The sequence below is a fragment of the Pseudomonas sp. 22515 genome (assembly GCF_052044625.1).
In the GTDB taxonomy this organism is placed as follows: Bacteria; Pseudomonadota; Gammaproteobacteria; order Pseudomonadales; family Pseudomonadaceae; genus Aquipseudomonas; species Aquipseudomonas alloputida.
Window position 1 is genome coordinate 26,578 of sequence record NZ_JBQENN010000011.1, and the last position, 25,761, is coordinate 52,338.

Genomic DNA, 25,761 nt, shown 5'->3' on the forward strand with positions numbered 1-25,761 from the left:
AGTTCACGAAGGTGGAACCTGTCAGGCCGAGGTGTTTATCCATAACCATTTGGTTATGTATCAAGGGGTCGATTTCAATGTTCATCGCCCGCGACCTGCCGGAAACTGTAAGTCCGCCTGCCACACTCAGGCGTTCTCATAATTCCAAGAGAGGAAACCGGCATGCCCGCCCAGGACAACAGCCGCTTCGTGATCCGTGATCGCAACTGGCACCCCAAAGCCCTTACGCCTGACTACAAGACGTCCATTGCCCGCTCGCCGCGCCAGGCACTGGTCAGTATTCCGCAGTCGATCAGCGAAACCACTGGTCCGGATTTTTCCCACCTGGGCTTCGGCGCCCATGACCATGACCTGCTGCTGAACTTCAATAACGGTGGCCTGCCAATCGGCGAGCGCATCATCGTTGCCGGCCGTGTCGTCGACCAGTACGGCAAGCCTGTGCCGAACACCTTGGTGGAGATGTGGCAAGCCAACGCCGGCGGCCGCTATCGCCACAAGAACGACCGCTACCTGGCGCCGCTGGACCCGAACTTCGGTGGTGTTGGCCGGTGCCTGACCGACCGTGACGGCTACTACAGCTTCCGCACCATCAAGCCGGGCCCGTACCCATGGCGCAACGGCCCGAACGACTGGCGCCCGGCGCATATCCACTTCGCCATCAGCGGCCCATCGATCGCCACCAAGTTGATCACCCAGCTGTACTTCGAAGGTGACCCGCTGATCCCTATGTGCCCGATCGTCAAGTCGATCGCCAACCCGCAAGCCGTGCAGCAGTTGATCGCCAAGCTCGACATGAGCAACGCCAACCCGATGGACTGCCTGGCCTACCGCTTCGACATCGTGCTGCGCGGCCAGCGCAAGACCCACTTCGAAAACTGCTGAGGACCCCGCCATGCCAATCGAACTGCTGCCGGAAACCCCTTCGCAGACTGCCGGCCCCTATGTGCACATCGGCCTGGCCCTGGAAGCGGCCGGCAACCCGACCCGCGATCAGGAAATCTGGAACCGCCTGGCCAAGCCAGACGCACCAGGCGAGCACATTCTGCTGCTCGGCCAGGTGTATGACGGTAACGGCCACCTGGTGCGCGACTCGTTCCTGGAAGTGTGGCAGGCCGACGCTAACGGCGAGTACCAGGATGCCTACAACCTGGAAAACGCCTTCAACAGCTTCGGCCGCACCGCCACGACCTTCGATGCCGGTGAGTGGACGCTGCACACGGTCAAGCCGGGTGTGGTGAACAACGCTGCGGACGTGCCGATGGCGCCGCACATCAACATCAGCCTGTTTGCTCGTGGCATCAACATCCACCTGCACACGCGCCTGTATTTCGATGATGAGGCCCAGGCCAATGCCAAGTGCCCGGTGCTCAACCTGATCGAGCAGCCGCAGCGGCGTGAAACCTTGATTGCCAAGCGTTGCGAAGTGGATGGGAAGACGGCGTACCGCTTTGATATCCGTATTCAGGGGGAAGGGGAGACCGTTTTCTTCGACTTCTGAGGTGACGCTTGGGGCCGCTCTGCGGCCCATTCGCGGGCAAGCCCGCTCCTACAACGATCTGCGTACGCCGAGCAATGGCTGTGCACCGAGCAATCGGCTGTACGCTGAGCAACGGGCTGTACGCCGATCAATGTAGGAGCGGGCTTGCCCGCGAATGGGCTGCAAAGCAGCCCCGGCAATACAACGATCAGCGCCGAACCAGCAGAACCCCACTCTCCATATGGTGGGTATACGGGAACTGGTCAAACAATGCACAGCGCTCGATGCGGTGGGTGTCCTGCAACTGGGCGATGTTCGCTGCCAGCGTTTCCGGGTTGCACGAGATGTACAGGATGCGTTCGAAACGCCGGGTCAGCTCGCAGGTATCCGGGTCCATCCCTGCCCGCGGTGGGTCGACGAACACGGTACCGAACTGATAACTCTTCAGGTCGATGCCTTCCAGGCGACGGAACGGCCGCACCTCATTCAGTGCCTGGGTCAGCTCCTCTGCCGACAAGCGTACCAGCCGCACGTTATCCACAGCGTTTTCGTCAAGGTTGCTCAGTGCGGCATTGACCGACGTCTTGCTGATTTCGGTGGCCAGCACCTGGCGTACACGCGTGGCCAGCGGCAGGGTGAAGTTGCCGTTGCCGCAATACAATTCCAGCAAGTCATCCTCACGATCGCCCATGGCCTCGAAGGCCCAGCTGAGCATCTTCTGGTTCACTGCGCCGTTGGGCTGAGTGAACGCACCCTCCGGCTGGCGGTAACTGAACACGCGGCCAGCCACATCGAGTTTTTCCACCGCGTAGTCGCGGCCGATAACCAGGCGCTTGCCCTTGGAACGGCCGATGACGCTCACCCCCAGCGCTTCAGCCAGTTGCCGTGCTTCCACTTCCCAGGCCTCGTCCAGCGGGCGGTGATAGCACATCGTGATCATCGCATCGCCAGCCAGGGTGGTGAGGAACTCCACCTGGAACAGGCGGTTGCCCAGTTCTTCGCTGGCCTGCCAGGCTGCCTTCAGGCGTGGCATCAACGCGTTGATGCGTTCGCTGGCAATGGGGAAATCGTCGATCAGGATTGCTTTGTGCTTCTCGCCTGGGGCGAACATGGCGTAGTGGCGCTGGCCATCCTCGCGCCACAGACGGAACTCGGCGCGCAGGCGGTAATGCTCGCGCGGTGAGTCGAAAACAGCCGGTTCCGGCGCGCCGAATGGCGCCAGCAGCTCGCGCAGCCGGGCCACCTTGGCGTCCAGTTGGGTGGCGTAGGAGGAGGGGTCGAAAGCAGCACTCATGCGTTGAACCAGCCTAGCTTGATGACGAACAGGATGGAAAGGATCACCAGGGCCGGGTTCAGGTCGCGACGGCGGCCGGAAATCAGTTTGACGGCGGTCCAGGCGATGAAGCCGAAGGCGATACCATTGGCGATCGAGTACGTCAGCGGCATGGCCAAGGCAGTTACCACCACCGGTGCGGCTTCGGTGACGTCGTCCCAGTTTATTTCCGCCAGGCCCGAGGCCATCAGCACCGCGACGAACAGCAGCGCCGGAGCGGTGGCGAACGCCGGCACGCTGCCGGCCAGGGGGGCGAAGAACAGCGCCAGCAGGAACAGCACGGCAACCACGATGGCCGTCAGGCCGGTGCGGCCACCGGCGCTCACACCCGCAGCGGACTCGATATAGCTGGTGGTGGTCGAGGTGCCCAGCAGGGAGCCGGCCATGGCGGCGGTGCTGTCGGCGATAAGGGCGCGGCCCATCTTCGGCATGTGGCCGTCCTTGCCCATCAGGCCGGCGCGCTTGGCCACGGCGATCAGGGTGCCGGAATTGTCGAACAGGTCGACGAACAGGAACGCGAAAATCACGCTGATCAGGCCCACATCGAGGGCACCGGCGATGTCCAGCTGCAGGAAGGTGGGTGCCAGCGAAGGTGGCATCGACACGATCCCGCCGAACGGCGTGACGCCCATGGCGATCGACGCGACGGTGACGGCCAGGATACCGATCAGCACCGCGCCGCGCACTTTCAGCGACTCAAGGCCGACGATCAGGAAGAAGCCCAGTGTGGCGAGAATCACTGAAGGCTGCTTGAGGTCGCCCATGCCCACCAAAGTGGCTGGGTTATCGACGACGATGCCGGCGTTATGCAGGGCGATCAGTGCCAGGAACAGGCCGATACCGGCGGCAATCGCCGAACGCAGCGGCAGCGGGATGCTGTTCACGATCCACTCGCGGATGCGGAAGATCGACAGCAGGAAGAACATCACCGCCGACAGGAACACGGCACCCAGTGCCACCTGCCAGGTGTGGCCCATGTGCAGCACCACGGTGTAGGTGAAGAACGCGTTCAGGCCCATGCCCGGTGCCAGGGCGATCGGGTAGTTGGCAATCAGGCCCATGGTGGCGGAGCCGATGGCCGCTGCCAGGCAGGTGGCGACAAAGATCGCGCCCTTGTCCATGCCGGTCTCGCCGAGGATGCTCGGGTTGACGAACAGGATGTAGGCCATGGCCAGGAAGGTGGTGACGCCCGCGAGAATCTCGGTGCGCACGTTGGTGTTGTGTGCTCTTAGTTGAAACAGCCTTTCCAGCATGCCCGCTCCCCAAGGCGCCCCCGGCGCCATGAATGTATCGACCCCATCAGCAAAGCACAGACCGTACCGGATGCTGTGGTTTTGTGTAGGGAGGAAAAAAGCCGCGCATGATACCAGCATGCATGGCGGGGGCCTATGGCCGTTGGGGAATGGGTTTTTCTGGCCCTGCGCGGGTAACGTCCCCTGCAGGCGCGGGCTTGCCCGCGAACAGGCCGGCACGGGTGATGCATCACCCGTTATGCAACCGATCCCGCTTGGCCAGGGTAGGGAACAGTTTTATCCACACCCCGGTCACCACCAAGGTGCCCACCCCGCCCAGCACCACCGCCGGCACTGTACCAAACCAGTGCGCGGTCACCCCCGATTCGAACTCACCGAGCTGGTTCGAGGCACCGATGAACAAGCCGTTCACTGCGCTCACCCGCCCACGCATTTCATCCGGTGTCTCCAGCTGCACGAACGAGCTGCGAATGACCATGCTGATCATGTCTGCCGCACCCAGTACCACCAGTACCGCCAGCGAGAACCAGAACGAGGTCGACAGGCCGAAGGCGATGGTCGCCACGCCGAACACGCCGACCGCAGTGAACATCGTCCGCCCGACGTTGCGCTGGAACGGGAAGCGCGCCAGCCAGAGCGACATCAGCAACGCCCCCACCGCTGGCGCCGAGCGCAACAGGCCGAGCCCCATCGGACCGGTCAGCAGGATGTCTTTGGCAAATACCGGCAGCAACGCGGTGGCCCCGCCCAACAATACGGCGAACAGGTCCAGCGAGATGGCGCCGAGGATGTCGGGCCGGCTGCGAATGAAACGGATGCCAGCCAGCAGCGATTCGATGCTGGCGCGTCCGCGCTGGGCGACCTGGCCGTGCGCCTGCAGGCTCAGGGTCAGCACGCAGGCAATGGCGTACAGGGCCACCGTCGGGCCATACACCCACATGCTGCCAAAGGCATACAGAAAGCCGCCCACCGCCGGCGCCACGATGGTCGCCGACTGGGTGGCCGAGGCCGACGCCGCCACTGCCCGCGGGAACAGCCCGGCCGGTACCACGTTGGGCAGCAGCGCCTGGGTTGCCGGCATTTCGAATGAGCGGGTGGCGCCGAGCAGGAAGGCCAGGGCAAAGATCAGTTCGCGGGTGACGTTGTCGGTGGCACTGCCCACTGCCAGCGCCAGGGCAATCAGCCCCTGAAGGCTTTGGCACAGGGCGGCGACCTTGCGCCTGTCATAGCGGTCGGCGACATGGCCGGTGTGCAGCATGAACAGCACCCGTGGGGCGAACTCGACCAGGCCGACCAGGCCCAGGTCCAGGACGTTGCCGGTCAATTGGTAGAGGTGCCAGCCGATGGCCACGGTGAGCATCTGGAAGCCGCTGGCGGTGAACACGCGGGCCAGCCAGAAGGCCAAAAAAGGACGATGGTGACGCAACAACTGCGGTGCGGAATCGGACATCGGAAACCAGGGGCCTCGGCGCAGTAGAGGGGGTGCGCAGCGTATCACCTGTTTGTAACAAACGGTTACTGTTTGCTCGGGTCGGCACTTTTCCACTGTTAATTAAAGAGGGTGAGGCAACAGGTCACGCGGCAATCCACCACACGGCCCACCGGGCCATTCGGGACTATGCTTCCTAGCATTAATTGATCTGGGTCAATCGTTCCAGATCAATGAAATGGCCGTCTGGCCGGAATCCCTGCGATCGAACAGAACAATTCAAACACGCCGTACTCGACCCAGTGGGGGCAGTGGGCGACGGGGCCACAAGCCCGGCCGCCGGATTATCTGAAGAGGAAGCACCATGTTCGGAATAGATGCCTTAGAGCTCGCCCGAATGCAGTTTGCCTTTACCGTGTCGTTCCACATCCTGTTCCCGGCCATCACCATTGGCTTGGCCAGCTACCTGGCAGTCCTCGAAGGCCTATGGCTGCGGACCCACAACCAGGTCTACCGTGACCTCTATCACTTCTGGTCAAAGATCTTCGCCGTCAACTTCGGCATGGGCGTCGTCTCCGGCCTGGTCATGGCCTACCAGTTCGGCACCAACTGGAGCCGCTTCTCCGACTTTGCCGGCGCCGTCACCGGCCCGCTGCTCACCTACGAAGTACTGACTGCGTTCTTCCTCGAAGCCGGCTTCCTGGGCGTCATGCTGTTTGGCTGGAACCGCGTCGGCCGTGGTCTGCACTTCTTCTCCACGGTGATGGTAGCGCTCGGTACGCTGGTCTCGACCTTCTGGATTCTCGCCTCGAACAGCTGGATGCAAACCCCGCAAGGTCACGAGATCATCGATGGTCGGGTGGTGCCGGTGGACTGGTTTGCGGTGGTGTTCAACCCCTCCTTCCCCTACCGCCTGATGCACATGGCCACTGCCGCGTTCGTGTCCACCGCGTTCTTCGTCGGTGCCTCGGCGGCCTGGCACCTGCTGCGCGGGCGTGACAACCCGGCCGTGCGCAAGATGCTGTCGATGGCCATGTGGATGGCACTGATCGTCGCCCCGATTCAGGCAGTGATCGGCGATTTCCACGGCCTCAATACCCTCAAGCACCAGCCGGTGAAAATTGCCGCGATCGAAGGCCATTGGGAGAACGTGCCCGGTGAGCCGACGCCGCTGATCCTGTTCGGCATTCCCGACATGGAGGCCGAGACTACCCGGTTCAAGATCGAGATCCCGGCGCTCGGCAGCCTGATCCTGACTCACAGCCTGGACCAGCAGGTGCCGGCGATGAAGGAGTTCCCACCCGAGGACCGGCCTAATTCGACCATTGTGTTCTGGTCGTTCCGGATCATGGTCGGGCTTGGTTTCCTGATGATCTTCGTTGGCCTGTGGAGCCTGTGGTTGCGCAAACGCGGCACGCTGTACAGTTCACGCCCGTTCCTGCATGTGGCCCTGTGGATGGGCCCATCCGGGCTGGTCGCGCTGCTGGCCGGCTGGTTCACCACCGAAATTGGCCGCCAGCCCTGGGTGGTGTACGGCCTGATGCGCACGGCGGACGGTGTTTCCAACCACAGCTACGCCCAGCTCGGCTTCACCCTTGTGGCGTTCGTGGTGGTGTACTTCGCCCTGTTTGGCACCGGCCTTGGCTACATGATGCGCCTGGTACGCAAAGGGCCGCAGACCGGCGAGGGTGACGAGCACACACCGGGAGGCCCAGGCCAGAAACGCACGCCGGCACGGCCTTTGTCCGCCGCCGATGATGGCCGCGAGGCCACCTCTGCCAGCCTGAACGAGGGGAACTGAACCATGGGTATCGACCTTCCACTGATCTGGGCCGTGATCATCATCTTCGGCGTCATGATGTACGTGGTGATGGACGGATTCGACCTGGGGATCGGCATGCTCTTCCCCTTCGTCAAGGGCGAGCAGGACCGTGATGTCATGATGAACACTGTCGCGCCGGTATGGGACGGCAACGAAACCTGGTTGATCCTGGGCGGTGCCGGACTGTTCGGTGCCTTCCCGATGGCGTATGCCGTGGTCCTCGAGGCCCTGTACCTGCCCCTGATCCTGATGCTGATCGGCCTGATTTTTCGAGGCGTGGCCTTCGAGTTCCGCTTCAAGGCCAAGGCCGACAAGCGGCACATCTGGGACAAGGCTTTTATCTGGGGTTCGCTGATCGCCACCTTCTTCCAGGGTGTGGCGCTGGGCGCGTTCCTGGAGGGGTTCAAGGTGGTCGACCGGCATTTTGCCGGTGGCACCCTGGACTGGCTGACCCCATTCAGCCTGTTCTGCGGGCTGGGGTTGATCGTGGCCTACACCTTGCTGGGTTGCACCTGGCTGATCATGAAGACCGAAGGGCCGTTGCAGCAGAAGATGCACGATATGGCCCGGCCGCTGGCGCTGGTGCTGCTGGTGGTGATCGGTATCGTCAGCCTGTGGACGCCCATCGCCTACCCGCAGATTGCCGACCGCTGGTTCAGCATGCCCAACCTGATCTGGTTCATGCCGGTACCGCTGCTGGTGCTGGTGACCTTCTACGGGTTGCTCAAAGCGGTGGCACGCAACGCGCACTACACGCCGTTCCTGCTCACGCTGGTACTGATCTTCCTTGGCTACAGCGGCTTGGGAATCAGCCTGTGGCCTAACATCATCCCGCCGTCGATTTCGATCTGGGATGCCGCAGCGCCACCGCAAAGCCAGGGCTTCATGCTGGTGGGTACCCTGTTCATCCTGCCGTTTATCCTGATGTATACCTTCTGGAGCTACTATGTGTTCCGCGGCAAGGTCACCCACGAAGACGGCTACCACTAGGAGGGCCGCATGATGGCTGGCAAACATGGTTTGGAAGACAAGAAACCGCTGTGGCAGCGACTGGGTTGGCTGTTGCTGATCTGGGCAATGAGCGTCGCAGCGCTGGGTGTGGCGGCCTGGGTGATGCGGCTGTTCATGGGGGCGGCGGGGCTGACCACACATTGATAAAGAGCGGCAGCGGGNGGTGTTCGCGGGCAAGCCCGCTCCTACGGGTGCGGTGGCGCGCTTACTTGCGGGCTTTCAGAATGACGAACTTGGGCGTTGCCGCCACCTGCTCCACTCCCCGGAACAACCGCGCCAGCTTGCTGTGATAGCCCAGGTGCCGGTTACCCACGATGTACAGCGCCCCACCTACCACCAGCGCTTCACGCGCCTGCTGGAACATGCGCCAGGCGAGGAAATCGCCCACTACCTGCTGTTGATGGAACGGCGGGTTGCACAGCACCACATCCAGCGACTGCTTCTCCAGCCCGGCCAGGCCATCGGCCGCGAAGAAGGTCGCCGGGCGCTCGCCCAACGCTGCCAGCCAGTTCTCCTGCGCCGATTGCACTGCCATGTACGACTCGTCGACCAGGGTGTACTCGGCCTCCGGATTGGCCAGGGCGCTGGCGATTGCGAGCACGCCGTTGCCGCAGCCCAGGTCTGCCACCCGCGCACGGCCGAGGTCGCGTGGTAGATGCGGGAGGAACGCCCGCGTCCCGATATCCAGGCCTTCACGGCAGAACACGTTGGCGTGGTTGATCAAGTCAAGTGCCGGCACGTCGAGGCGGTAGCAGCTGGGGTAGGGGGACTTGGCGAGCGGCCGCTCGGCAACCGTTGCTGTCAGCAAACGGGCCTTTTTCAGGGCCAGCGAAGCCTGTACGGGGCCGATGTACTTTTCCATCAGGTCGCCGGCCGCCCGCGGCAGGTGCTTGATCATCGCCCCGGCAATCACCTGCGCACCGGGTGCCAACTGGCCTTGCAGGCGGATCAGTTGTTCTTCCAGCAGGGCCAGGGTCTTGGGTACACGCACCAGCACCCGGTCGAACGGGCCTTGCCAGTGTTCGCTGGCCGGTACGAACGGCACACTGTCGAACGGCAGGCCATTGCGCGCCAGGTTCTTTTCCAGGGCCAGGTGCCCCAGGTGCGAGTCACCGCTGCTGACCACCTGCAACTGGCCCGCCAGGCTGGCGGCCAGGGCACCGAAGCTGTCATTGAGCACCAGTACCCGGCAATTGGCGTCGGGTGCCTGATCGTGTAGCTGCGCAAGCAGGTACTCGTCGGCGGCATCGAAGGCCTGCAACGGGTCGTTGGCCTGCTCCGGCTGGCGGATCAGGTCGAGTTCGGCATAGGGGGTGGTCAACAGGGGCATGGCGTCTGGCTCGGGTACGAAACTGCCCGTTGCGGTTCGCGCCGGGCTTTGCCGGGCGATTCTACAGGGCTTTGCCCGAGGTCGCAGGTTCGAAGATCAGATCCAGCCACGCAAGGCGGCAATGGCAATGGCTCCGGCCTTGTTGGCTGCGTTGGTCTTGGTGATCACGCTGCGGATATGGAAATTGACCGTGCTTTGCGACAGCGAGAGGATGGAGGCAACATCGGCAGCGGTCTTGCCGGCGGCAGACCATTTCAGCACTTCCAGTTCACGCTCGCTCATTTTCGGCTGGGGTGGGCATAGGGCGTTCAGGTGGTGCTCGCCCAGTACAGCGTGAAGGGTGTGGCACAGCCACTGCACACTGCCGGCTTTGTCGTACAGCTCGAGCATATCGATGTGGCCGTTTGGCCGAGCGACACTGATCTGGCTCTCGTTGTGCTGCTGATCGTGAAGCGACTGTGTCCAGCCGTGGCGCAAGCCATGCTGGCAGGCCGTTTCGCGAAATTGCGGAGCTTCCTTGTACAGGTCATCGGTCCACAGCACCGGCATCGTCGAGCTGTGACTCAGGTTCGCTGCCGGGTCCTGCTTGTAGAAGTCGTCGCGCTGGTAGCGTTCGATCCACTCACTTGGGTAGTTGCTGTAGAGGTACAGCCTTGGCGTTTGCGTAGCGATCTGAATGCGGATGTTCAGCCCAAGGTAATCCATGTCCAGGTCCTGAGCCAGATGGACTGCAATGTCGAATAGCTTCTGCGGGCTGCGTTCGCTGACGAACGCATGAAGATACTCGGGTTTCCAGTGAAGCATCTGAAACACTCCTTCGGGTGCACAGGATCCAATCCGTTTGAGTACCCGGATGATTGTAGGAAAAGACCTACCATCCTGTTGGGATTTTTTTGTTATAGCGAACAGGATTTTCTGCGAGTTCGGCACGATCACCCTGGATGAGGCCCTACAAAGCGGTGGTTTTTATCCTGGCCACTTTAGGCGACACTGTGCACACGCCAACCTTGGAGCCCGATATGACCGCTAGCGCCGAAAAGTTCACTCGCCAGACACTGCTTGACGTTCAGCCACTGACGCCGAACCTCTTCAGCCTGCGGGTTACGCGCGATGCGGGGTTCCGCTTCCGTTCCGGCCAATTCGCCCGGCTAGGTGTGACCAAGGCCGATGGTAGTGTGGTGTGGCGCGCCTATTCCATGGTCAGCGCCCCCCATGACGAGCACCTGGATTTCTTTTCCATCGTGGTGCCAGGTGGTGAGTTCACCAGTGAGCTGAGCCGTTTGGGTGCAGGCGATACATTGCTGATCGACCGACAGGCGTTCGGTTTTCTCACCCTCGACCGCTTCGTCGGTGGTCGTGACCTGTGGCTGCTGGCTACCGGTACCGGCATTGCGCCATTCATGTCGATCCTGCAGGACTTCGAGGCCTGGGAGCGCTTTGACAGCATCAAGCTGGTGTATTCAGTGCGCGAAGCGAAGGAGCTGGCCTATGTGGATGAAATTGCCGGGCTGGAACAGCGCGATTATCTGGCCGAGTACGCGGGCAAGTTGCAGTTCATTCCCGTGGTGACCCGTGAACAACACCCTGGGGCGTTGAATCAGCGGATTACCACGTTGATCGAGAATGGCGAGCTGGAGAGGGCGGCAGGGCTTGAACTGTCGCCGGAGCATTCTCGTGTGATGCTGTGCGGCAACCCGGAAATGATCGACGAAACCCGCAAGGTCCTCAAGGCGCGCGATCTGCAATTGAGCCTGAGCAAGCGGCCGGGGCAGGTGGCAGTCGAGAACTACTGGTAAGTCCATTGCGGCCGTTGCGGGGCCTGTAGGCGCGGGTTTACCCGCGAAAGGGCCGGGCCTGCTGGCCAGTCTCCACCCGCCGTTCACCGTTGCTGCCGCCACCGTATTCGCGGGTAAACCCGCTCCTACACCGGATTGGTGGTGGACACACATCGGAGGTTGGACACAGGCCGCCGTGTAGGAGCGGGTTTACCCGCGAACACCGGCGAAGCCGGTGCTATCCACCGCACTGGATTCTTCGCCAGCATGCCCGCTCCTACAGCGCCCCCGGCAATTTCAGGGCAAGCGGTTCTGGTTCTGCGTCTTGAGCAAATCGCGGATTTCGGTCAGCAGCGTCTCTTCAGCCGAAGGCACAGGCGGCGTAGTCGGCGCCACGGCTTCTTCACGTTTGAGCTTGTTGATCGCCTTCACGCCCATGAAGATGGCAAAGGCCACGATCACGAAGTCGATCACGGTCTGGATGAACTTGCCATACGCCAGCACCACCGCTGGTACGTCACCTTCGGCAGCCTTCAGGGTAATGGCCAGGTCGCTGAAGTCCACGCCGCCGATCAGCAGGCCCAGTGGCGGCATGATCACGTCGCCGACGAAGGACGAGACGATCTTGCCGAAGGCCGCGCCGATGATGATACCGACCGCCATGTCGACGACATTGCCTTTGACTGCGAAAGCCTTGAACTCGTTGAGCACGCCCATGTTTGGTTCCTTGTAACAAAAGGTGAGGTTAACGCAGTGTAAGCCACTTAAACGCTTCATGCGTTGTGTTCAGGGCTACAGACTGCAGTTAGAACGAATAGTTTTGTCGCATCTCGAAGCGTTCGAGACACGTCCTGCTCAGTTATCATGGCGAATTTTTCCAGGAGACCCCACCCATGGCCAAGGCCAAGCGCTTGTATGGCTGCACCGAATGCGGCGCGACCTTCCCCAAATGGGCCGGCCAGTGCGGCGAATGCGGGGCCTGGAACACCCTGGTCGAAACCATGATCGAAAGCGGCGGCGCTGCTGCACCCAGTAGCGGCCGCGCTGGCTGGACAGGACAGCAAGCGCAGATCAAGACCCTGGCCGAAGTCAGTGTCGAGGAAATCCCGCGTTTCACGACCAGCAGCACCGAACTGGACCGCGTGCTGGGTGGCGGCCTGGTGGATGGCTCGGTGGTGCTGATTGGCGGTGACCCCGGCATCGGCAAGTCGACCATTTTGCTACAGACCTTGTGCAACATCGCCGTGGGCATGCCGGCACTGTATGTCACGGGGGAGGAGTCGCAGCAGCAGGTGGCCATGCGCTCGCGGCGGCTGGGCCTACCCCAGGACCAGCTCAAGGTGATGACCGAAACCTGCATCGAGACGATCATTGCCACGGCGCGGGTCGAGAAGCCGCGGGTAATGGTGATCGACTCGATCCAGACCATTTTCACCGAGCAGTTGCAATCGGCCCCGGGCGGCGTGGCCCAGGTGCGCGAAAGCACAGCGTTGCTGGTGCGCTATGCCAAGCAAAGCGGTACGGCAATTTTTCTGGTCGGCCACGTGACCAAGGAAGGCTCGCTGGCTGGCCCAAGGGTGCTGGAGCACATGGTCGACACGGTGCTGTATTTCGAAGGTGAGTCCGATGGCCGGCTGCGCTTGCTGCGGGCGGTCAAGAACCGCTTTGGCGCGGTCAACGAGCTGGGCGTGTTCGGCATGACCGATCGTGGCCTCAAGGAGGTATCCAACCCGTCGGCGATCTTCCTCAACCGTACTCAGGAAGAGGTGCCGGGTAGCGTGGTGATGGCAACCTGGGAGGGTACCCGGCCAATGCTGGTCGAGGTGCAGGCGCTGGTCGACGATAGCCATCTGGCCAACCCGCGGCGGGTAACCTTGGGCCTGGACCAGAACCGCCTGGCCATGTTGTTGGCGGTGCTCCACCGCCATGGCGGTATCCCGACCCATGACCAGGATGTGTTTCTCAACGTGGTCGGCGGGGTGAAGGTGCTGGAAACGGCTTCGGACCTGGCGCTGCTGGCGGCGGTGATGTCCAGCTTGCGTAACCGGCCACTGGCCCACGGTTTGCTGGTGTTTGGCGAGATTGGCTTGTCGGGCGAGGTACGGCCGGTGCCCAGTGGTCAGGAGCGCTTGAAGGAAGCGGCCAAGCACGGCTTCAAGCGTGCCATCGTACCCAAGGGCAATGCGCCGAAAGAAGCGCCTGCGGGTTTGCAGGTGATTGCCGTTACCCGCCTGGAGCAGGCGCTGGATGCATTGTTCGAATAGTGTGCAGGAGCGAGCAAGCTCGCTCCTGCAATCAGTCAGTGTTCGGCAACGGCCGTGCGCCTGACCGTTTCATTGCCATGCTCGTCCAGTTCCAGCATCGGCACTTCGTTACCTTCGGCATCGAACAGCTTGCCATCTTTGAAGTAGTCCCCATCACGCAGCGCGGAAATGTCCGAATACTGGATGGTCCGCTCGTAGGCTGCAGCGAACACTGACTGGTTTTCCGAGTTGCCGGTGGTGAAGTGGTTGAAGATCAGGTTCAGCAGGATGGCCATGATCGCCGCCGAGCTGATGCCGGAGTGGAAGATGGTCTCGAACCAGTTCGGGAAGTGGTGGTAGAAGGTCGGCGCGGCAATCGGGATCATGCCGAAGCCCAGCGAGGCCGCGACGATGATCAGGTTGACGTTGTTCTTGTAGCTGACCTTGGACAGGGTGCGGATACCGCTGGCCGCCACGGTGCCGAACAGCACGATACCGGCGCCGCCCAGTACCGGGGTAGGCACGGCGGCAATCACCCGGCCCATGACTGGCAGCAGGCCGAGTACCACCAGAATCACGCCGCCGGTAGCCACCACGTAGCGGCTCTTGACCCCAGTCACGGCCACCAGGCCAACGTTCTGGGCGAACGCGCTCTGGGTGAACGAACCGAAAATCGGCGCCAGGATGCTCGATGCCATGTCGGCGCGCAGGCCGTTGCCCAGGCGCTTGGAGTCCACCTTGGTGTCGATGATCTCACCCACGGCGAGGATATCGGCCGACGTTTCCACCAGGGTGACCATGATCACGATACACATCGACAGGATCGCGGCGATGTGGAACTCCGGCATGCCAAAGTGGAAAGGTGTGGGGAAGGCGAACATCGGGCCTTCGCTGACCTTGCTGAAATCGGTCATGCCCAATGCCCAGGCGATCAGCGTGCCGACCACCATGGCCAGCAGGATCGACAGGCGTGAGATGGTTGCGCTGCCAAGCTTGCTCAGCAGCAGCACGATGGCGAAGGTCAGCCCGGCCAGGCCGATGTTGGCCACGCTGCCGAACTCCGGCGAGGCGCTGTTGCCACCCATTACCCAGCGTGCAGCAACCGGCATCAGGGTCAGGCCGATGGTGGTGATGACGATACCGGTCACCAGCGGCGGGAAGAACTTGGTGATGCGCGAAAACACCGGTGTGATCAGAAAGCCGATCAGCGACGCAGCCATGACCGCGCCGAGCACTCCTGGCAGGCCACCGCCCCCCTCGCTGCTCAGGATCGCACCCATGGTCGCCACACCGGCGAACGACACGCCTTGCACAAGCGGCAACTGGCAACCGAAGAACGGCAGGCCAAGGGTCTGCAGCAGGGTGGCAAGGCCACCGGCGAACAGCGATGCGGCGATCAGCATGCCGATTTCGGCACCATTCAGGCCCGCGGCCTGCCCCAGGATCAGGGGTACTGCGACGATCCCACCATACATGGTCAGCACATGCTGCAGACCATAGGCCAGGTTGGCACCAAGACCGAGGTTTTCATCCTCGGGTCGCTTGGCGGGAGACGTGCTAGGGGACGTAGTCATGGAGCAGGCTCTCTGTTTATTGTTGTGCCGCTACTGTAGACACTTCCTACAAATGATTGCCACAAGAATTGTATACAATATTTTGATCGGAGCGCGAACAGATCCGGCCGCAGGGTGTGTTAAAACCCAATGCAGAAGGCGTACCAACTTGGCAGAAGCTGTATTAGAAGGGTGTGTACAAAGCAACGCTACCCAGGCTTAAAGCTGTCTGGGTAGACAAGAAACACCAGGCGGGAAGGCTATTAGCTAGCTAAGAGATTTTATTATTCGATGAGTTCACGCAGCTCACGCATCATTTCGGTGCTGTCAGCCACGTTCAATTCCACAAGACGGTGCAAATGGCTCATCGAGTCGAGGTCGATGTACAGGCAGATGAAGCCCAGGCGGTCCGGTTCTTCGTGGCGCAGTTCGACCTGCATCTGCACACGGGCATCCTCGTTCAGCTCGATGATGGCGTCGAAGTCCTGAGTCAGGTCGGCATCCCAGCCTGCGGGGCGTTCGATCAGCAAGCCTTTGAGTGAAAGGTCCAGCAGTTTTGCAGGCCAGCGTTTCAGCCCCTGGCGCAGCTCGATGGGGGCATCGAAGTCGATGCGTTGAAAGCGGCGGCGTTCGTCATGATCGCTCATGGCTTGGATCCTCGATAGGTCATCAGGTGTCATCCTGACTATAGTTAGAGTTGCATGTGCATCAGGTACTGCAATCAGGCCGCAGAGGCTCTAGAACGAAGCAAGTGTGGCAATGCCGCTTGACTGGCCCTAGACTCGGTGGGCGGTCTTTCCAATCCACCAGCTGGAAGCTAACCATGAACAACAATAATAGCCTGCTACGCCATATTCCGTGGCTGGCGCTGGCAGTCATAGGCGCCTGCGCACTGGGTGTGGTTGCCCTGCGTCGCGGCGAGGCGATCAACGCCTTGTGGATCGTGGTCGCGGCAGTGGCCATCTACCTGGTCGCCTATCGTTACTACAGCCTGTTCATCGCCACCAAGGTGATGCAACTCGACCCGCGCCGTGCCACCCCTGCGGTGCTCAACAACGACGGCCTGGACTACGTCCCGACCAACAAACACATTCTTTTCGGTCACCACTTCGCTGCCATCGCCGGCGCGGGCCCCTTGGTCGGGCCGGTACTCGCCGCGCAAATGGGCTACCTGCCCGGCACGCTGTGGCTGATCGCCGGCGTGGTGCTGGCCGGTGCGGTGCAGGACTTCATGGTCCTGTTCCTGTCTACCCGCCGCAATGGGCGCTCGCTGGGCGACATGGTGCGCGAGGAAATGGGCAGAATCCCGGGCACCATCGCCCTGTTTGGCTGCTTCCTGATCATGATCATCATCCTCGCGGTGCTGGCACTGATCGTGGTCAAGGCCCTGGCCGAAAGCCCTTGGGGCATGTTCACGGTGATGGCGACCATCCCGATCGCGATGTTCATGGGCATCTACATGCGCTACATCCGTCCGGGCCGTATTGGCGAAATCTCGGTGGTTGGCGTGGTACTGCTGCTGGCCTCGATCTGGCTGGGGGGCGTGATCGCTGCGGACCCGGTGTGGGGCCCGGCGTTCACGTTCACCGGCGTGCAGATCACCTGGATGCTGGTGGGCTACGGTTTTGTCGCCGCCGTGCTGCCAGTGTGGCTGGTGCTGGCGCCACGTGACTACCTGTCGACTTTCCTCAAGATCGGCACGATCCTTGGCCTGGCCATCGGTATCCTGATCATCGCTCCCGAGCTGAAAATGCCGGCGCTGACCCAGTTCACCGACGGTACGGGCCCGGTGTGGAAGGGTACCCTGTTCCCGTTCCTGTTCATCACCATTGCCTGTGGTGCGGTGTCCGGCTTCCACGCGCTGATTTCCTCGGGGACCACCCCCAAGCTGCTGGATAACGAAACCAACGCCCGCTATATCGGCTACGGCGGCATGCTGATGGAATCGTTCGTCGCCATCATGGCCATGGTTGCGGCCTCGGTGATCGAGCCAGGCGTGTATTTCGCCATGAACAGCCCGGCTGCAGTGGTCGGTACCGATGTCGCGTCGGTGGCGCAGACCGTCAGCAGTTGGGGCTTCCTGATTACACCCGAGCAGCTCGAAGCCGTTGCCCGTGACATCGGCGAGCACACCATTCTGGCCCGTGCCGGCGGTGCGCCAACCCTGGCGGTCGGTATCGCGCAGATCCTGCACCAGGTGTTGCCAGGTGAAAACACCATGGCCTTCTGGTACCACTTCGCGATCCTGTTCGAGGCGCTGTTCATCCTCACTGCGGTAGACGCTGGTACCCGTGCCGGGCGCTTCATGTTGCAGGACCTGCTGGGCAGCTTCGTGCCTGCACTCAAACGCACTGAATCGTGGGGGGCCAACCTGCTTGCCACTGCTGGCTGCGTGGCACTCTGGGGCTATCTGCTGTACCAGGGCGTCATCGACCCGCTGGGTGGCATCAACACCCTGTGGCCGCTGTTTGGTATCTCCAACCAGATGCTGGCCGGTATCGCCTTGATGCTCGGTACTGTTGTGCTGATCAAGATGAAGCGTCAGCGCTACATCTGGGTCACCCTGCTGCCGGCCGTATGGCTGCTGATCTGCACCACGGCTGCAGGCCTGATCAAGCTGTTCGACCCCAACCCGGCTGTCGGCTTCCTGGCCCTGGCCAAGAAGTACAGCACTGCGCTGGACGCCGGCCAGGTACTGGCCCCGGCCAAGGACATCGGGCAGATGCAGCACGTGATCTTCAACGCCTACACCAACGCGGGCCTGACGATCTTGTTCCTGCTGGTGGTCTTCAGCATCCTGTTCTTCGCCATCAAGGTCGGCTACGCCGCCTTGGGCCGCAAAGAACGCAGCGACAAGGAAACCCCGTTCCAGGCGTTGCCTGACGCGTAATCGAGAGGACTGCAATCATGTTCAACGACTTGGGTCGACTGGGCAAATACCTGGGGCAGGCAGCCCGCCTGATGGTCGGCATGCCCGACTACGACAACTATGTCGAACACATGCAGAAAACGCATCCGGACAAGCCGGTGATGAGCTACGAGGCGTTCTTCCGCGAACGCCAGGAAGCACGCTACGGTGGCAAGTCCGGGCCCAAGTGCTGTTGAGCCTGCGGTACGTGTAAATCTGTGGGAGCCTGGGTAACCGGCTCCCACAGTCATTTTCAGATTCAGGAGTATTTTGCGTGCAGACGCCCATTCCCGTAACCGTCCTCACGGGCTTCCTCGGTGCCGGCAAGACCACCTTGCTCAGGCACATGCTCAAGGCCGAGCATGGCCTGAAGCTCGCCGTGATCGAAAACGAATTCAGCGAGGCCGGCATCGACAGCCAACTGCTGGGTGACCAGCCGGTGCAGGTCATGACCTTGGCCAACGGTTGTGTATGCTGCAGCATCCATGGCGACCTGACTCGCGCGCTTTACCTGCTGCTTGAACGCCTGGATGCAGGGGAAATCGCCTTCGATCGCCTGGTGATCGAATGCACCGGCCTGGCCGACCCGGCGCCGGTCGCGCAAACGTTCTTCATCGACGAGGAGCTGCGTGAGCGCTACATCCTCGACGGCATCATCACCCTTGTCGATGCCGCGCATGCCGAACTGCACCTGACCCAGACCATCGCTCAGGCCCAGGTCGGCTTTGCCGATCGTCTGCTGCTGAGCAAGACCGACCTGGTCGAGCCAACTGCGGTTGAAGCCCTGCGCGAACGCCTGGCCCGCATCAATAGCAGGGCGGCGATCCGTGTGGTCGAACACGGCTGCATCGACCTGGCTGAATTACTGGATGTGCGCGGTTTCAACCTCAACCCCGACCTTGGGGTGAACCTGAAACCGATGTTGCAACCCGTGCTCAAGCCTGCCACCCCGGACCGCATTTCCACGATGGTGCTGCGTACCGAAACCCCGCTGGATATCGACCGCCTCAGCAGCTTCATGAACGAGCTGCTGGAAACCCACGGCAAACAGCTGCTGCGCTACAAGGGCGTGCTGAACATTGCCGGCGAGGAACGCAAGCTGGTGTTTCAGGGCGTGCTCAAGCTGTATGGCTTCGACTGGGACGCCGAGTGGGCCGCAGGCGAAGCGCGCGAGAGTGTGATGGTGTTCATTGCCGACGAACTGCCCGAGGCTACGATTCGGGCTGGCTTCGAGGCAATGGCTGCGGGCTGAGCCGCTGCGGCGCCTGCCCCGCGAACCACTGCGGCCATGAGCTGCGGTGGCGGGTTTCGACCTCGATGCACGGGATCAGGCGTTCAGTCAGCACAGCAGTTTGCCGCACGGCTTTGGCGGTGCGGTACTTGACGCTGTGGATGCACTCGCGGTCGCCGAACTCGCAGCGGTTCAGGGCGGTTCCGCCGCAAGGGCCATTGGCCAGGCCTTTAGGGCAAGTTTCCGGGCAGATATACAAGGTGTCTTCCAGGCGGCAACGGCCGCAGGTGTCGCAACCCACCAGCGGGCGCTTCACATTGCGCTCCAGCGTGTGCAGCACGTGTGCGCCAGCGCGTGTTGCCCACAGAGGCTGGCGCACTGCCCAGCCGAAGGCCTTGCTCAGGCTGTTGCGCCGGCTGAACAGCAGTGAATGCATGCCATGCATCAGGTGATAGCGGGCTTTTTCCTTGAATGAGGCATCGACCCGTGACTCGCCCAGGCGCCAGCCCGCCTGTGGCGGATGGAAGGTTACCGCTGGCAGGCCGGGCATCTGCCAGCTGGCGTGCCAGGCCGGTGTCCATTGCTCCAGGGACTGAACCTGGGATTGCCAGTGCTCGATACGGGTCTCAAGGGCCAGCAACTGTTCGAGTGTGTGAACCCCTGACAGGTGCACACCGGCGTAACCCATCAGCTTTGTACCGATGATCTGCAAGGCCAGGCGGTCAACACTGCGCGCCTGGGCAAAGGCCTTGGACTGCGCCGTTTCCGCTTCGAGCATGTCGCGCATGGAGGGCGTGACAGTCACGCCGGCCACGTGGTCGAGCATCGCCGCGCGCCCGTGGGTGAGGCTCATGAGGCAGGCCAGCATGGGCTTGGGTGAGGCCTGGCGGCGCATCCAGTGTATGGCTTCCTGATGCTTGGCGGCATCGAAGCCCAGTTGCAAGGTGAGAAAGTCAGCCCCCGCTGCCAGCTTTTTCTCGGCCTTGAAATACTGGGCGCCGCCTTCTTCCTCGTGGTACTTGAACGGGTTCAGCGCCGCGCCCAGCAGCCAGTGCGGGCAGGCCTGGCGAGCAACCTGCAGGGCGGCGACCGATTCCAGATAACGCACCGGGCGCTGGCCAGGTTCATGGCCGGGCAGGCGGTCGCCAGTCAGCAGTAACAGCTGGTCGAGGCCGGCGGCGTCCATGCGCTGCAGTTGGGCGAGCAGGTGGTGGCGTTCGCGATCCTTGCCTGAAAAATGCGGCAGGGCAGGTACCGGGTTGCTGAACGAGGCGAGGGCGTCCAGCGGTGACATGTCCAGCGGGCTGCCGACACGATCACCGATGGCCACGGTCATCGGCCAGCCGCACAGGTGCGCACGGGCCATGATCGCTTCCATGGCGGCAAAGCGTTCTGCGGAAGGCTTGGGGACGAACTCCATGACACAGACGAAGTTCTGTTCGCGCAGGGCGGTTTTCAGCAGGCTCATGTTGGCCGGGCACCTGGTGTGGTCAGGGTGGCATTGTGCGGCAGAAGGCGAGCTGGGTCATGTCCGGATGCGCAGGATGGTGATCTGAATGAGACATGGGGGCGCGAAGATCATGACAGCATGATCATGAAGATTTCTTGGGTTCATCTCAAATTTAATGAGTTTGTCTCAATACCCCGTCAGCCGGAGAATCCCCCTTATTCATTCAAGCATGCTGAAGGGACAAGACATGGCACTGGCGCATAACCTGGGCTTTCCACACATCGGCCGTGACCGCGAGCTGCGTGCCCGCCACTGGCAGGTGCAGAAAGACGCCGGCATCGAGCTGGTGCCGGTCGGCGACTTCGCCTGGGACAGCCACGTGCTGAGCACTGGTGACCAGCCGTTCGTTCTGAACTGGGAACCATTGTTCGAAGAAGTGGAACACGCCAAGGCCCTGGGCCTTGCAGTCAAGCCGGTGGTGATCGGCCCCTTGACCTATCTGTGGCAGGGCCAGACCGTGGGCGGTGACGTCGACAAGCTGGAGCTGCTTGACCGCCTGCTGCCCGTGTATGACCAGCTTCTCAACCGCCTGGCCGACCATGGCGTTGAATGGGTGCAGATCGATGAACCCATCCTCGCCCAGGACCTGCCCCAGGATTGGAAAAATGCTTATGAACGTGTCTACAACATCCTTCAACGCGCACCGTTGAAGAAGCTGATCGCCACGTACTTCGGCGGCCTGGAAGGCAACCTCGGCCTGGCCGCCAACCTGCCGGTCGATGGCCTGCACGTCGATCTGGTTCAGGCGCCCGAGCAGTACCAGACCATTCTCGACCGCCTGCCGGCCTACAAGGTACTGTCGCTGGGCCTGGTCGACGGTCGCAACGCCTCGCCTTGCGATCTGGGCAAGACCCTGGGGCTGCTGCACGAGGCCCATGAACGCCTGGGTGAGCGGCTGTGGTTGGCGCCGGCCTGTTCGTTGCTGGAAAGCCCAGTGGACCTGGCCGTGCAGAAGTGCCAGGAAGTGGCGGTGCTGGCCGCTTCGCTGGAGCAGGACCGAGTCGCGGCTTGATCATTTGCTGCCTGTACCGGCCTCTTCGCGGGTAAACCCGCTCCNACGGCGTGCGCGCAATCATTGATGTGTGTCCGCCACCGATCAGTGTAGGCGCGGGTTTACCCGCGAAGAGGCCGGGCCTGCTTGAATCAATCAGCGTTCGATGGCCAGCGCCACCCCTTGCCCACCACCAATGCACAAGGTCGCCAGGCCTTTTTTGGCATCCCGTTTGATCATCTCGTGCAGCAGGGTCACCAGCACCCTGCACCCGGAAGCACCAATCGGGTGGCCCAGGGCAATCGCCCCTCCATTGACGTTAACCCGCGCGGCATCCCATGCCAGCGCATTGCCCACGGCCAGCGCCTGGGCGGCAAAGGCCTCATTGGCTTCGATCAGATCCAGTTCGGCCAGTTGCCAACCGGCCTTGTCCAGGCAACGCTGGGTCGCCGAAACCGGACCAATACCCATGATCGCGGGGTCTACCCCGGCACTGGCGTAGGCGGCGATCTTCGCCAGCACCGGCAGGCCCAACGCCTTGGCCTTCGCTGCGCTCATCAAAAGCACGGCGGCGGCGCCGTCGTTCAGGCTGGAGGCATTGCCTGCGGTGACGCTGCCGTCCTTCTTGAAGGCCGGGCGCAGTTTGGCCAGGGACTCGGCGGTGGTGTCCGTGCGTGGTTGCTCGTCACGGGCAAAAACCTTGGGCTCGCCCTTTTTCTGCGGCAGCACGATGGGGGTGATTTCAGCGTCGAAACGGCCGGCCTCAATCGCTGCCACTGCCTTGCGCTGCGATTCGGCAGCAAAGGCATCCTGCTGCTCACGGCTGAGGCCGTACTTGTCCACCAGGTTTTCGGCAGTGATGCCCATGTGGTAGTCATTGAAGGCATCCCACAGGCCGTCCGTGATCATGCTGTCGATCAGTTGGCCATGGCCCATGCGTTGGCCGGTGCGGGCCGAGGGCATCACGTAGGGGGCAAGGCTCATGTTCTCCTGGCCACCGGCAATCACCACCTCGGCATCGCCGCAGCGGATCGCCTGGGCGGCCAGGTGCAGGGCCTTGAGGCCCGAGCCGCAGACCTTGTTCAGGGTCAGGGCCGGTACGCTGAAGGGCAGGCCAGCCTTGATCGCTGCCTGGCGTGCCGGGTTCTGACCGGCACCGGCAGTGAGCACTTGGCCGAGGATGACTTCGTCGACCTGCGCCGGGTCCAGCCCGGTTTGTTTCAGCAGTTGCTTGATCACGGCGGCGCCGAGGTCGACCGCAGGCACAGTGGCCAAGGCGCCCTGGAAGCTGCCGATGGCGGTACGGGTTGCGGCGACGATCACCACGTCGTTCATGTTGTTGTTCTCCGTGCAATGGGCGTAGTGCCGCCAGCATCGGCGGGTTTGGCTTATTTGTTAAGTTTGTTTTTCTTTCGGATTGATGTGAAAAGCAAATCAATGGGTGCCCGGCGTTCTAACCCGCCAATCTGGATTTCAAGCAGCCATGACCCTCCTGCACAGAAGAACTCTGGTTTTGCATCCCTCTGATCACCCCGTAATATGTGTCGGATAACCTGCGGGGGTAGTCTCACCCTCTGATCAATCGGAATCGCCCCAAGCGGCGCTTTCCTGGCATAAACCTGACGAGGTACAGACATTGGCCATCATTCATCCTAAGGTTCGCGGTTTCATCTGCACCACGACTCACCCGAAGGGCTGCGAGCTCAACGTCCGTGACCAGATCGAAGCCACCCGCAAGCTGGGCGTACGCGAGGATGGCCCGAAGAAGGTCCTGGTCATCGGTGCTTCCAGCGGCTACGGCCTGGCTGCCCGCATCACGGCGGCCTTCGGCTTCAAGGCTGACACCCTGGGCGTGTTCTTCGAAAAACCAGGCACCGAGACCAAGGCCGGCACTGCTGGCTGGTACAACGCTGCCGCCTTCGACAAGTTCGCCAAGGCCGAGGGCCTGTACAGCAAGTCGATCAACGGTGACGCCTTCTCTGACGAAGCCCGCGCCAAGGTCATCGAGCTGATCAAGAACGAAATGGGTGGCAAGGTCGACCTGGTCATCTACTCGCTGGCTTCGCCCGTGCGCAAGCTGCCGCAGACCGGTGAAGTCATTCGCTCGGCACTCAAGCCGATCGGCCAGCCATACAAGTCGACCGCCATCGACACCAACAAGGACACCATCATCGAGGCCAGCATCGAGCCGGCCACCGAGCAGGAAATTGCCGATACCGTCACCGTCATGGGTGGCCAGGACTGGCAGCTGTGGATCGATGCGCTGGCTGGCGCCAATGTACTGGCCGAAGGCGCTCGCACCGTGGCCTTCAGCTATATCGGCAGCGATATCACCTGGCCGATCTACTGGCACGGTGCACTGGGCCAGGCCAAGCAGGACCTGGACGAAACTGCCCTGCGTCTGAACCAGAAGCTGGCCGGTGAAGTGAAAGGCGGCGCCAATGTGGCGGTGCTCAAGTCGGTGGTTACCCAGGCCAGCTCGGCCATCCCGGTGATGCCACTGTACCTGTCGATGGTCTTCAAGATCATGCAGGAGAAAGGTGTTCACGAAGGCACCCAGGACCAGCTCGACCGCATGTACCGCGACCGTATGTACCGCACCGACGGTGCGCCGGCAGAGGTCGACGAGAAGGGGCGCCTGCGCCTGGACGACTGGGAACTGCGTGACGACGTGCAAAACGCCTGCAAGGCCCTGTGGCCACAGGTGACCACCGAGAACCTGTTCGAGCTGACCGACTACGCCGGTTACAAGAAGCAGTTCCTCAACCTGTTCGGCTTCGAGCGCGCTGACGTCAACTACGACGAAGACGTGGCCACCGATGTGAAGTTCGACTGCGTCGAGCTGTAATCGGGTAAGCCTGTACCGGCCTCTTCGCGGGCAANTGTAGGAGCGGGTTCACCCGCGAAGAGGCCAGTACAGGCTACAAAATCTTTGCTAGTTTTGGCGCACAACAACAGGACATGCGCCATGAGTAGCCTCATCCAACCCGCTACCCCATTTCGCCACCCCGCGGCCGACGGATACAGCCTCGGCGGCTTCTGCTGGCGCCACGCCCAACCTGACCCCCAGCGCCCGCTGGTGATCATCAACGCTGCCACGTCGGTACGCTGCCGCTATTACGCCCGCTTTGCCGACTACCTGTTCGCCCACGGCTGCGATGTGCTGACCTACGACTACCGTGGCATCGGCGAATCCCGGCCGGCGTCGCTGCGTGGTTTCCAGGCCTCCTGGAGCGACTGGGGCCGGCTGGATTTCGAAGCCATGCTGGCGCATGCGGCAGCGCATTTCCCAGATCAGCCGGTGGATGTGGTGGGGCACAGTTTCGGCGGTTGTGCTGTAGGCCTGGCACCGTCGGCTGGCCAGATCCGTCGGGTCGTGATGGTTGGCGCGCAGTTCGCCTACTGGCGCGACTACGCGGCCAACCAGCGCTGGCAGCTGTTCGGCAAGTGGCATGTGGTCATGCCGCTGTTGACCCGGGTATTCGGCTACTTTCCCGGCAAGCGCCTGGGTTGGCTGGAAGACACGCCATCCGGCGTGGTGCACGACTGGACCACGCGTACCCCACGTTATGAGCACCGCCCCAGCGGGCGGGCGTTGGCGGCGCTACCGTTCGCCCAGGTGCGTGCGAAGACGCTGGCCATCAGTCTGACGGACGACCCATTCGGGACCGTAGCGGCAACCGAGCGTTTATTGGGTTATCTGCAAAGTGCCGAGCGCCAGCACCTGCGCATTGCACCTGTGGATATCTCGGTCGGGGAAATTGGCCATTTCGCGTTCTTCCATGACCGGTTTCGCGAAAGCCTGTGGCCGGTGGCCTTGCAGTGGTTGCGGCAGGGGAGGCTGGAAGGTGGGGGGCCTGGCACCATTATCGATTGATGGTGGGCGCTGGATCGT

Annotated in this window: 23 protein-coding genes; 13 read left to right on the forward strand and 10 right to left on the reverse strand. The window is 62.1% G+C overall.

The window, feature by feature from the left end:
• Nucleotides 1–162 precede the first annotated feature (162 nt).
• Together pcaH and pcaG are read left to right on the forward strand one after the other, a co-directional pair.
• A complete protein-coding gene (gene pcaH / locus ACTJJN_RS12230) occupies nucleotides 163–882 on the forward strand; it encodes a protocatechuate 3,4-dioxygenase subunit beta (protein WP_003251597.1) in 720 nt (239 codons plus the stop codon).
• Nucleotides 883–892: 10 nt separating this feature from the next.
• On the forward strand, nucleotides 893–1,498 hold the full coding sequence (gene pcaG, locus ACTJJN_RS12235; RefSeq protein ID WP_440781289.1) for a protocatechuate 3,4-dioxygenase subunit alpha: 606 nt from the start codon (nucleotides 893–895) through the stop codon (nucleotides 1,496–1,498).
• 187 nt (nucleotides 1,499–1,685) lie between these two features.
• On the opposite strand, the gene trmA is transcribed toward pcaG, so the two are convergent.
• The 3 genes from trmA to ACTJJN_RS12250 form a co-directional block, all read right to left on the reverse strand.
• Nucleotides 1,686–2,771: a tRNA (uridine(54)-C5)-methyltransferase TrmA gene (trmA, locus tag ACTJJN_RS12240; RefSeq protein WP_012053711.1), complete on the reverse strand. Its 1,086-nt coding sequence runs from the start codon at nucleotides 2,769–2,771 to the stop codon at nucleotides 1,686–1,688.
• Nucleotides 2,768–4,063: an NCS2 family permease gene (locus ACTJJN_RS12245; RefSeq protein WP_003251606.1), complete on the reverse strand. Its 1,296-nt coding sequence runs from the start codon at nucleotides 4,061–4,063 to the stop codon at nucleotides 2,768–2,770. Before ACTJJN_RS12245 ends, trmA begins: the two co-directional genes overlap by 4 nt.
• A gap of 229 nt (nucleotides 4,064–4,292) precedes the next feature.
• Nucleotides 4,293–5,513 carry an MFS transporter gene (locus ACTJJN_RS12250; protein WP_003251608.1) on the reverse strand — a complete coding sequence of 407 codons (1,221 nt, stop codon included), beginning with the start codon at nucleotides 5,511–5,513 and terminating at the stop codon, nucleotides 4,293–4,295.
• Nucleotides 5,514–5,856: 343 nt separating this feature from the next.
• On the opposite strand from ACTJJN_RS12250, the gene ACTJJN_RS12255 reads away from it, so the two are divergent.
• The 3 genes from ACTJJN_RS12255 to ACTJJN_RS12265 are packed head-to-tail and all read left to right on the forward strand — an operon-like array spanning nucleotide 5,857 to nucleotide 8,469.
• Nucleotides 5,857–7,293, forward strand: coding sequence for a cytochrome ubiquinol oxidase subunit I (locus ACTJJN_RS12255; RefSeq protein WP_440781291.1), 1,437 nt, complete (start codon nucleotides 5,857–5,859; stop codon nucleotides 7,291–7,293).
• A gap of 3 nt (nucleotides 7,294–7,296) precedes the next feature.
• Complete coding sequence (gene cydB / locus ACTJJN_RS12260; RefSeq protein ID WP_003251612.1) at nucleotides 7,297–8,304, forward strand: cytochrome d ubiquinol oxidase subunit II; 1,008 nt, start codon at nucleotides 7,297–7,299, stop codon at nucleotides 8,302–8,304.
• 9 nt (nucleotides 8,305–8,313) lie between these two features.
• A complete protein-coding gene (locus ACTJJN_RS12265; RefSeq protein ID WP_003251614.1) occupies nucleotides 8,314–8,469 on the forward strand; it encodes a DUF2474 domain-containing protein in 156 nt (51 codons plus the stop codon).
• A gap of 61 nt (nucleotides 8,470–8,530) precedes the next feature.
• On the opposite strand, the gene ACTJJN_RS12270 is transcribed toward ACTJJN_RS12265, so the two are convergent.
• Nucleotides 8,531–9,655 (reverse strand): methyltransferase, encoded by a 1,125-nt coding sequence (locus tag ACTJJN_RS12270; protein WP_012053709.1) that lies wholly within the window; start codon nucleotides 9,653–9,655, stop codon nucleotides 8,531–8,533.
• Between the two features lie 96 nt (nucleotides 9,656–9,751).
• Nucleotides 9,752–10,459 (reverse strand): autoinducer binding domain-containing protein, encoded by a 708-nt coding sequence (locus ACTJJN_RS12275; protein ID WP_012053708.1) that lies wholly within the window; start codon nucleotides 10,457–10,459, stop codon nucleotides 9,752–9,754.
• A gap of 215 nt (nucleotides 10,460–10,674) precedes the next feature.
• On the opposite strand from ACTJJN_RS12275, the gene ACTJJN_RS12280 reads away from it, so the two are divergent.
• Nucleotides 10,675–11,451, forward strand: coding sequence for a ferredoxin--NADP reductase (locus ACTJJN_RS12280; protein WP_003251619.1), 777 nt, complete (start codon nucleotides 10,675–10,677; stop codon nucleotides 11,449–11,451).
• A gap of 276 nt (nucleotides 11,452–11,727) precedes the next feature.
• On the opposite strand, the gene mscL is transcribed toward ACTJJN_RS12280, so the two are convergent.
• Nucleotides 11,728–12,147 (reverse strand): large-conductance mechanosensitive channel protein MscL, encoded by a 420-nt coding sequence (mscL, locus tag ACTJJN_RS12285; protein ID WP_003251622.1) that lies wholly within the window; start codon nucleotides 12,145–12,147, stop codon nucleotides 11,728–11,730.
• Nucleotides 12,148–12,323: 176 nt separating this feature from the next.
• Here mscL and radA point away from each other — a divergent pair, with 176 nt between their 5' ends.
• Nucleotides 12,324–13,694, forward strand: coding sequence for a DNA repair protein RadA (gene radA, locus ACTJJN_RS12290; RefSeq protein ID WP_003251626.1), 1,371 nt, complete (start codon nucleotides 12,324–12,326; stop codon nucleotides 13,692–13,694).
• Between the two features lie 35 nt (nucleotides 13,695–13,729).
• Here the strand turns inward: radA and ACTJJN_RS12295 are convergent, their stop codons facing one another.
• Both ACTJJN_RS12295 and ACTJJN_RS12300 read right to left on the reverse strand, forming a co-directional pair.
• A complete protein-coding gene (locus tag ACTJJN_RS12295) occupies nucleotides 13,730–15,247 on the reverse strand; it encodes a nucleobase:cation symporter-2 family protein (RefSeq protein ID WP_012053706.1) in 1,518 nt (505 codons plus the stop codon).
• A gap of 263 nt (nucleotides 15,248–15,510) precedes the next feature.
• Nucleotides 15,511–15,873: a PilZ domain-containing protein gene (locus ACTJJN_RS12300; protein ID WP_003251630.1), complete on the reverse strand. Its 363-nt coding sequence runs from the start codon at nucleotides 15,871–15,873 to the stop codon at nucleotides 15,511–15,513.
• A gap of 176 nt (nucleotides 15,874–16,049) precedes the next feature.
• Between ACTJJN_RS12300 and ACTJJN_RS12305 the strand changes: the two genes are divergently transcribed.
• From ACTJJN_RS12305 to yjiA, 3 genes are all read left to right on the forward strand, one after another.
• The gene (locus ACTJJN_RS12305) at nucleotides 16,050–18,116 is read left to right on the forward strand and encodes a carbon starvation CstA family protein (protein ID WP_004577217.1); all 2,067 of its coding nucleotides are present in this window, start codon (nucleotides 16,050–16,052) and stop codon (nucleotides 18,114–18,116) included.
• Nucleotides 18,117–18,133: 17 nt separating this feature from the next.
• The gene (locus tag ACTJJN_RS12310) at nucleotides 18,134–18,331 is read left to right on the forward strand and encodes a YbdD/YjiX family protein (protein ID WP_003251633.1); all 198 of its coding nucleotides are present in this window, start codon (nucleotides 18,134–18,136) and stop codon (nucleotides 18,329–18,331) included.
• A gap of 77 nt (nucleotides 18,332–18,408) precedes the next feature.
• A complete protein-coding gene (gene yjiA, locus ACTJJN_RS12315) occupies nucleotides 18,409–19,386 on the forward strand; it encodes a GTPase (protein ID WP_012053705.1) in 978 nt (325 codons plus the stop codon).
• On the opposite strand, the gene ACTJJN_RS12320 is transcribed toward yjiA, so the two are convergent.
• Nucleotides 19,346–20,833, reverse strand: a complete 1,488-nt coding sequence (locus ACTJJN_RS12320; protein ID WP_012053704.1) for a methylenetetrahydrofolate reductase C-terminal domain-containing protein — start codon at nucleotides 20,831–20,833, stop codon at nucleotides 19,346–19,348. The two genes, yjiA and ACTJJN_RS12320, sit on opposite strands and share 41 nt — an antisense overlap.
• Nucleotides 20,834–21,062: 229 nt before the next feature.
• Here ACTJJN_RS12320 and ACTJJN_RS12325 point away from each other — a divergent pair, with 229 nt between their 5' ends.
• A complete protein-coding gene (locus ACTJJN_RS12325; RefSeq protein ID WP_012053703.1) occupies nucleotides 21,063–21,887 on the forward strand; it encodes a 5-methyltetrahydropteroyltriglutamate--homocysteine methyltransferase in 825 nt (274 codons plus the stop codon).
• Between the two features lie 135 nt (nucleotides 21,888–22,022).
• Here the strand turns inward: ACTJJN_RS12325 and ACTJJN_RS12330 are convergent, their stop codons facing one another.
• Entirely contained in the window at nucleotides 22,023–23,201 is a 1,179-nt protein-coding gene (locus ACTJJN_RS12330) for an acetyl-CoA C-acetyltransferase (RefSeq protein WP_012053702.1), read from the reverse strand.
• 301 nt (nucleotides 23,202–23,502) lie between these two features.
• Here ACTJJN_RS12330 and fabV point away from each other — a divergent pair, with 301 nt between their 5' ends.
• Together fabV and ACTJJN_RS12340 are read left to right on the forward strand one after the other, a co-directional pair.
• On the forward strand, nucleotides 23,503–24,714 hold the full coding sequence (fabV, locus tag ACTJJN_RS12335) for an enoyl-ACP reductase FabV (RefSeq protein ID WP_003251642.1): 1,212 nt from the start codon (nucleotides 23,503–23,505) through the stop codon (nucleotides 24,712–24,714).
• A gap of 120 nt (nucleotides 24,715–24,834) precedes the next feature.
• Nucleotides 24,835–25,743 (forward strand): alpha/beta hydrolase family protein, encoded by a 909-nt coding sequence (locus tag ACTJJN_RS12340; protein WP_012053701.1) that lies wholly within the window; start codon nucleotides 24,835–24,837, stop codon nucleotides 25,741–25,743.
• Nucleotides 25,744–25,761: the final 18 nt, after the last annotated feature.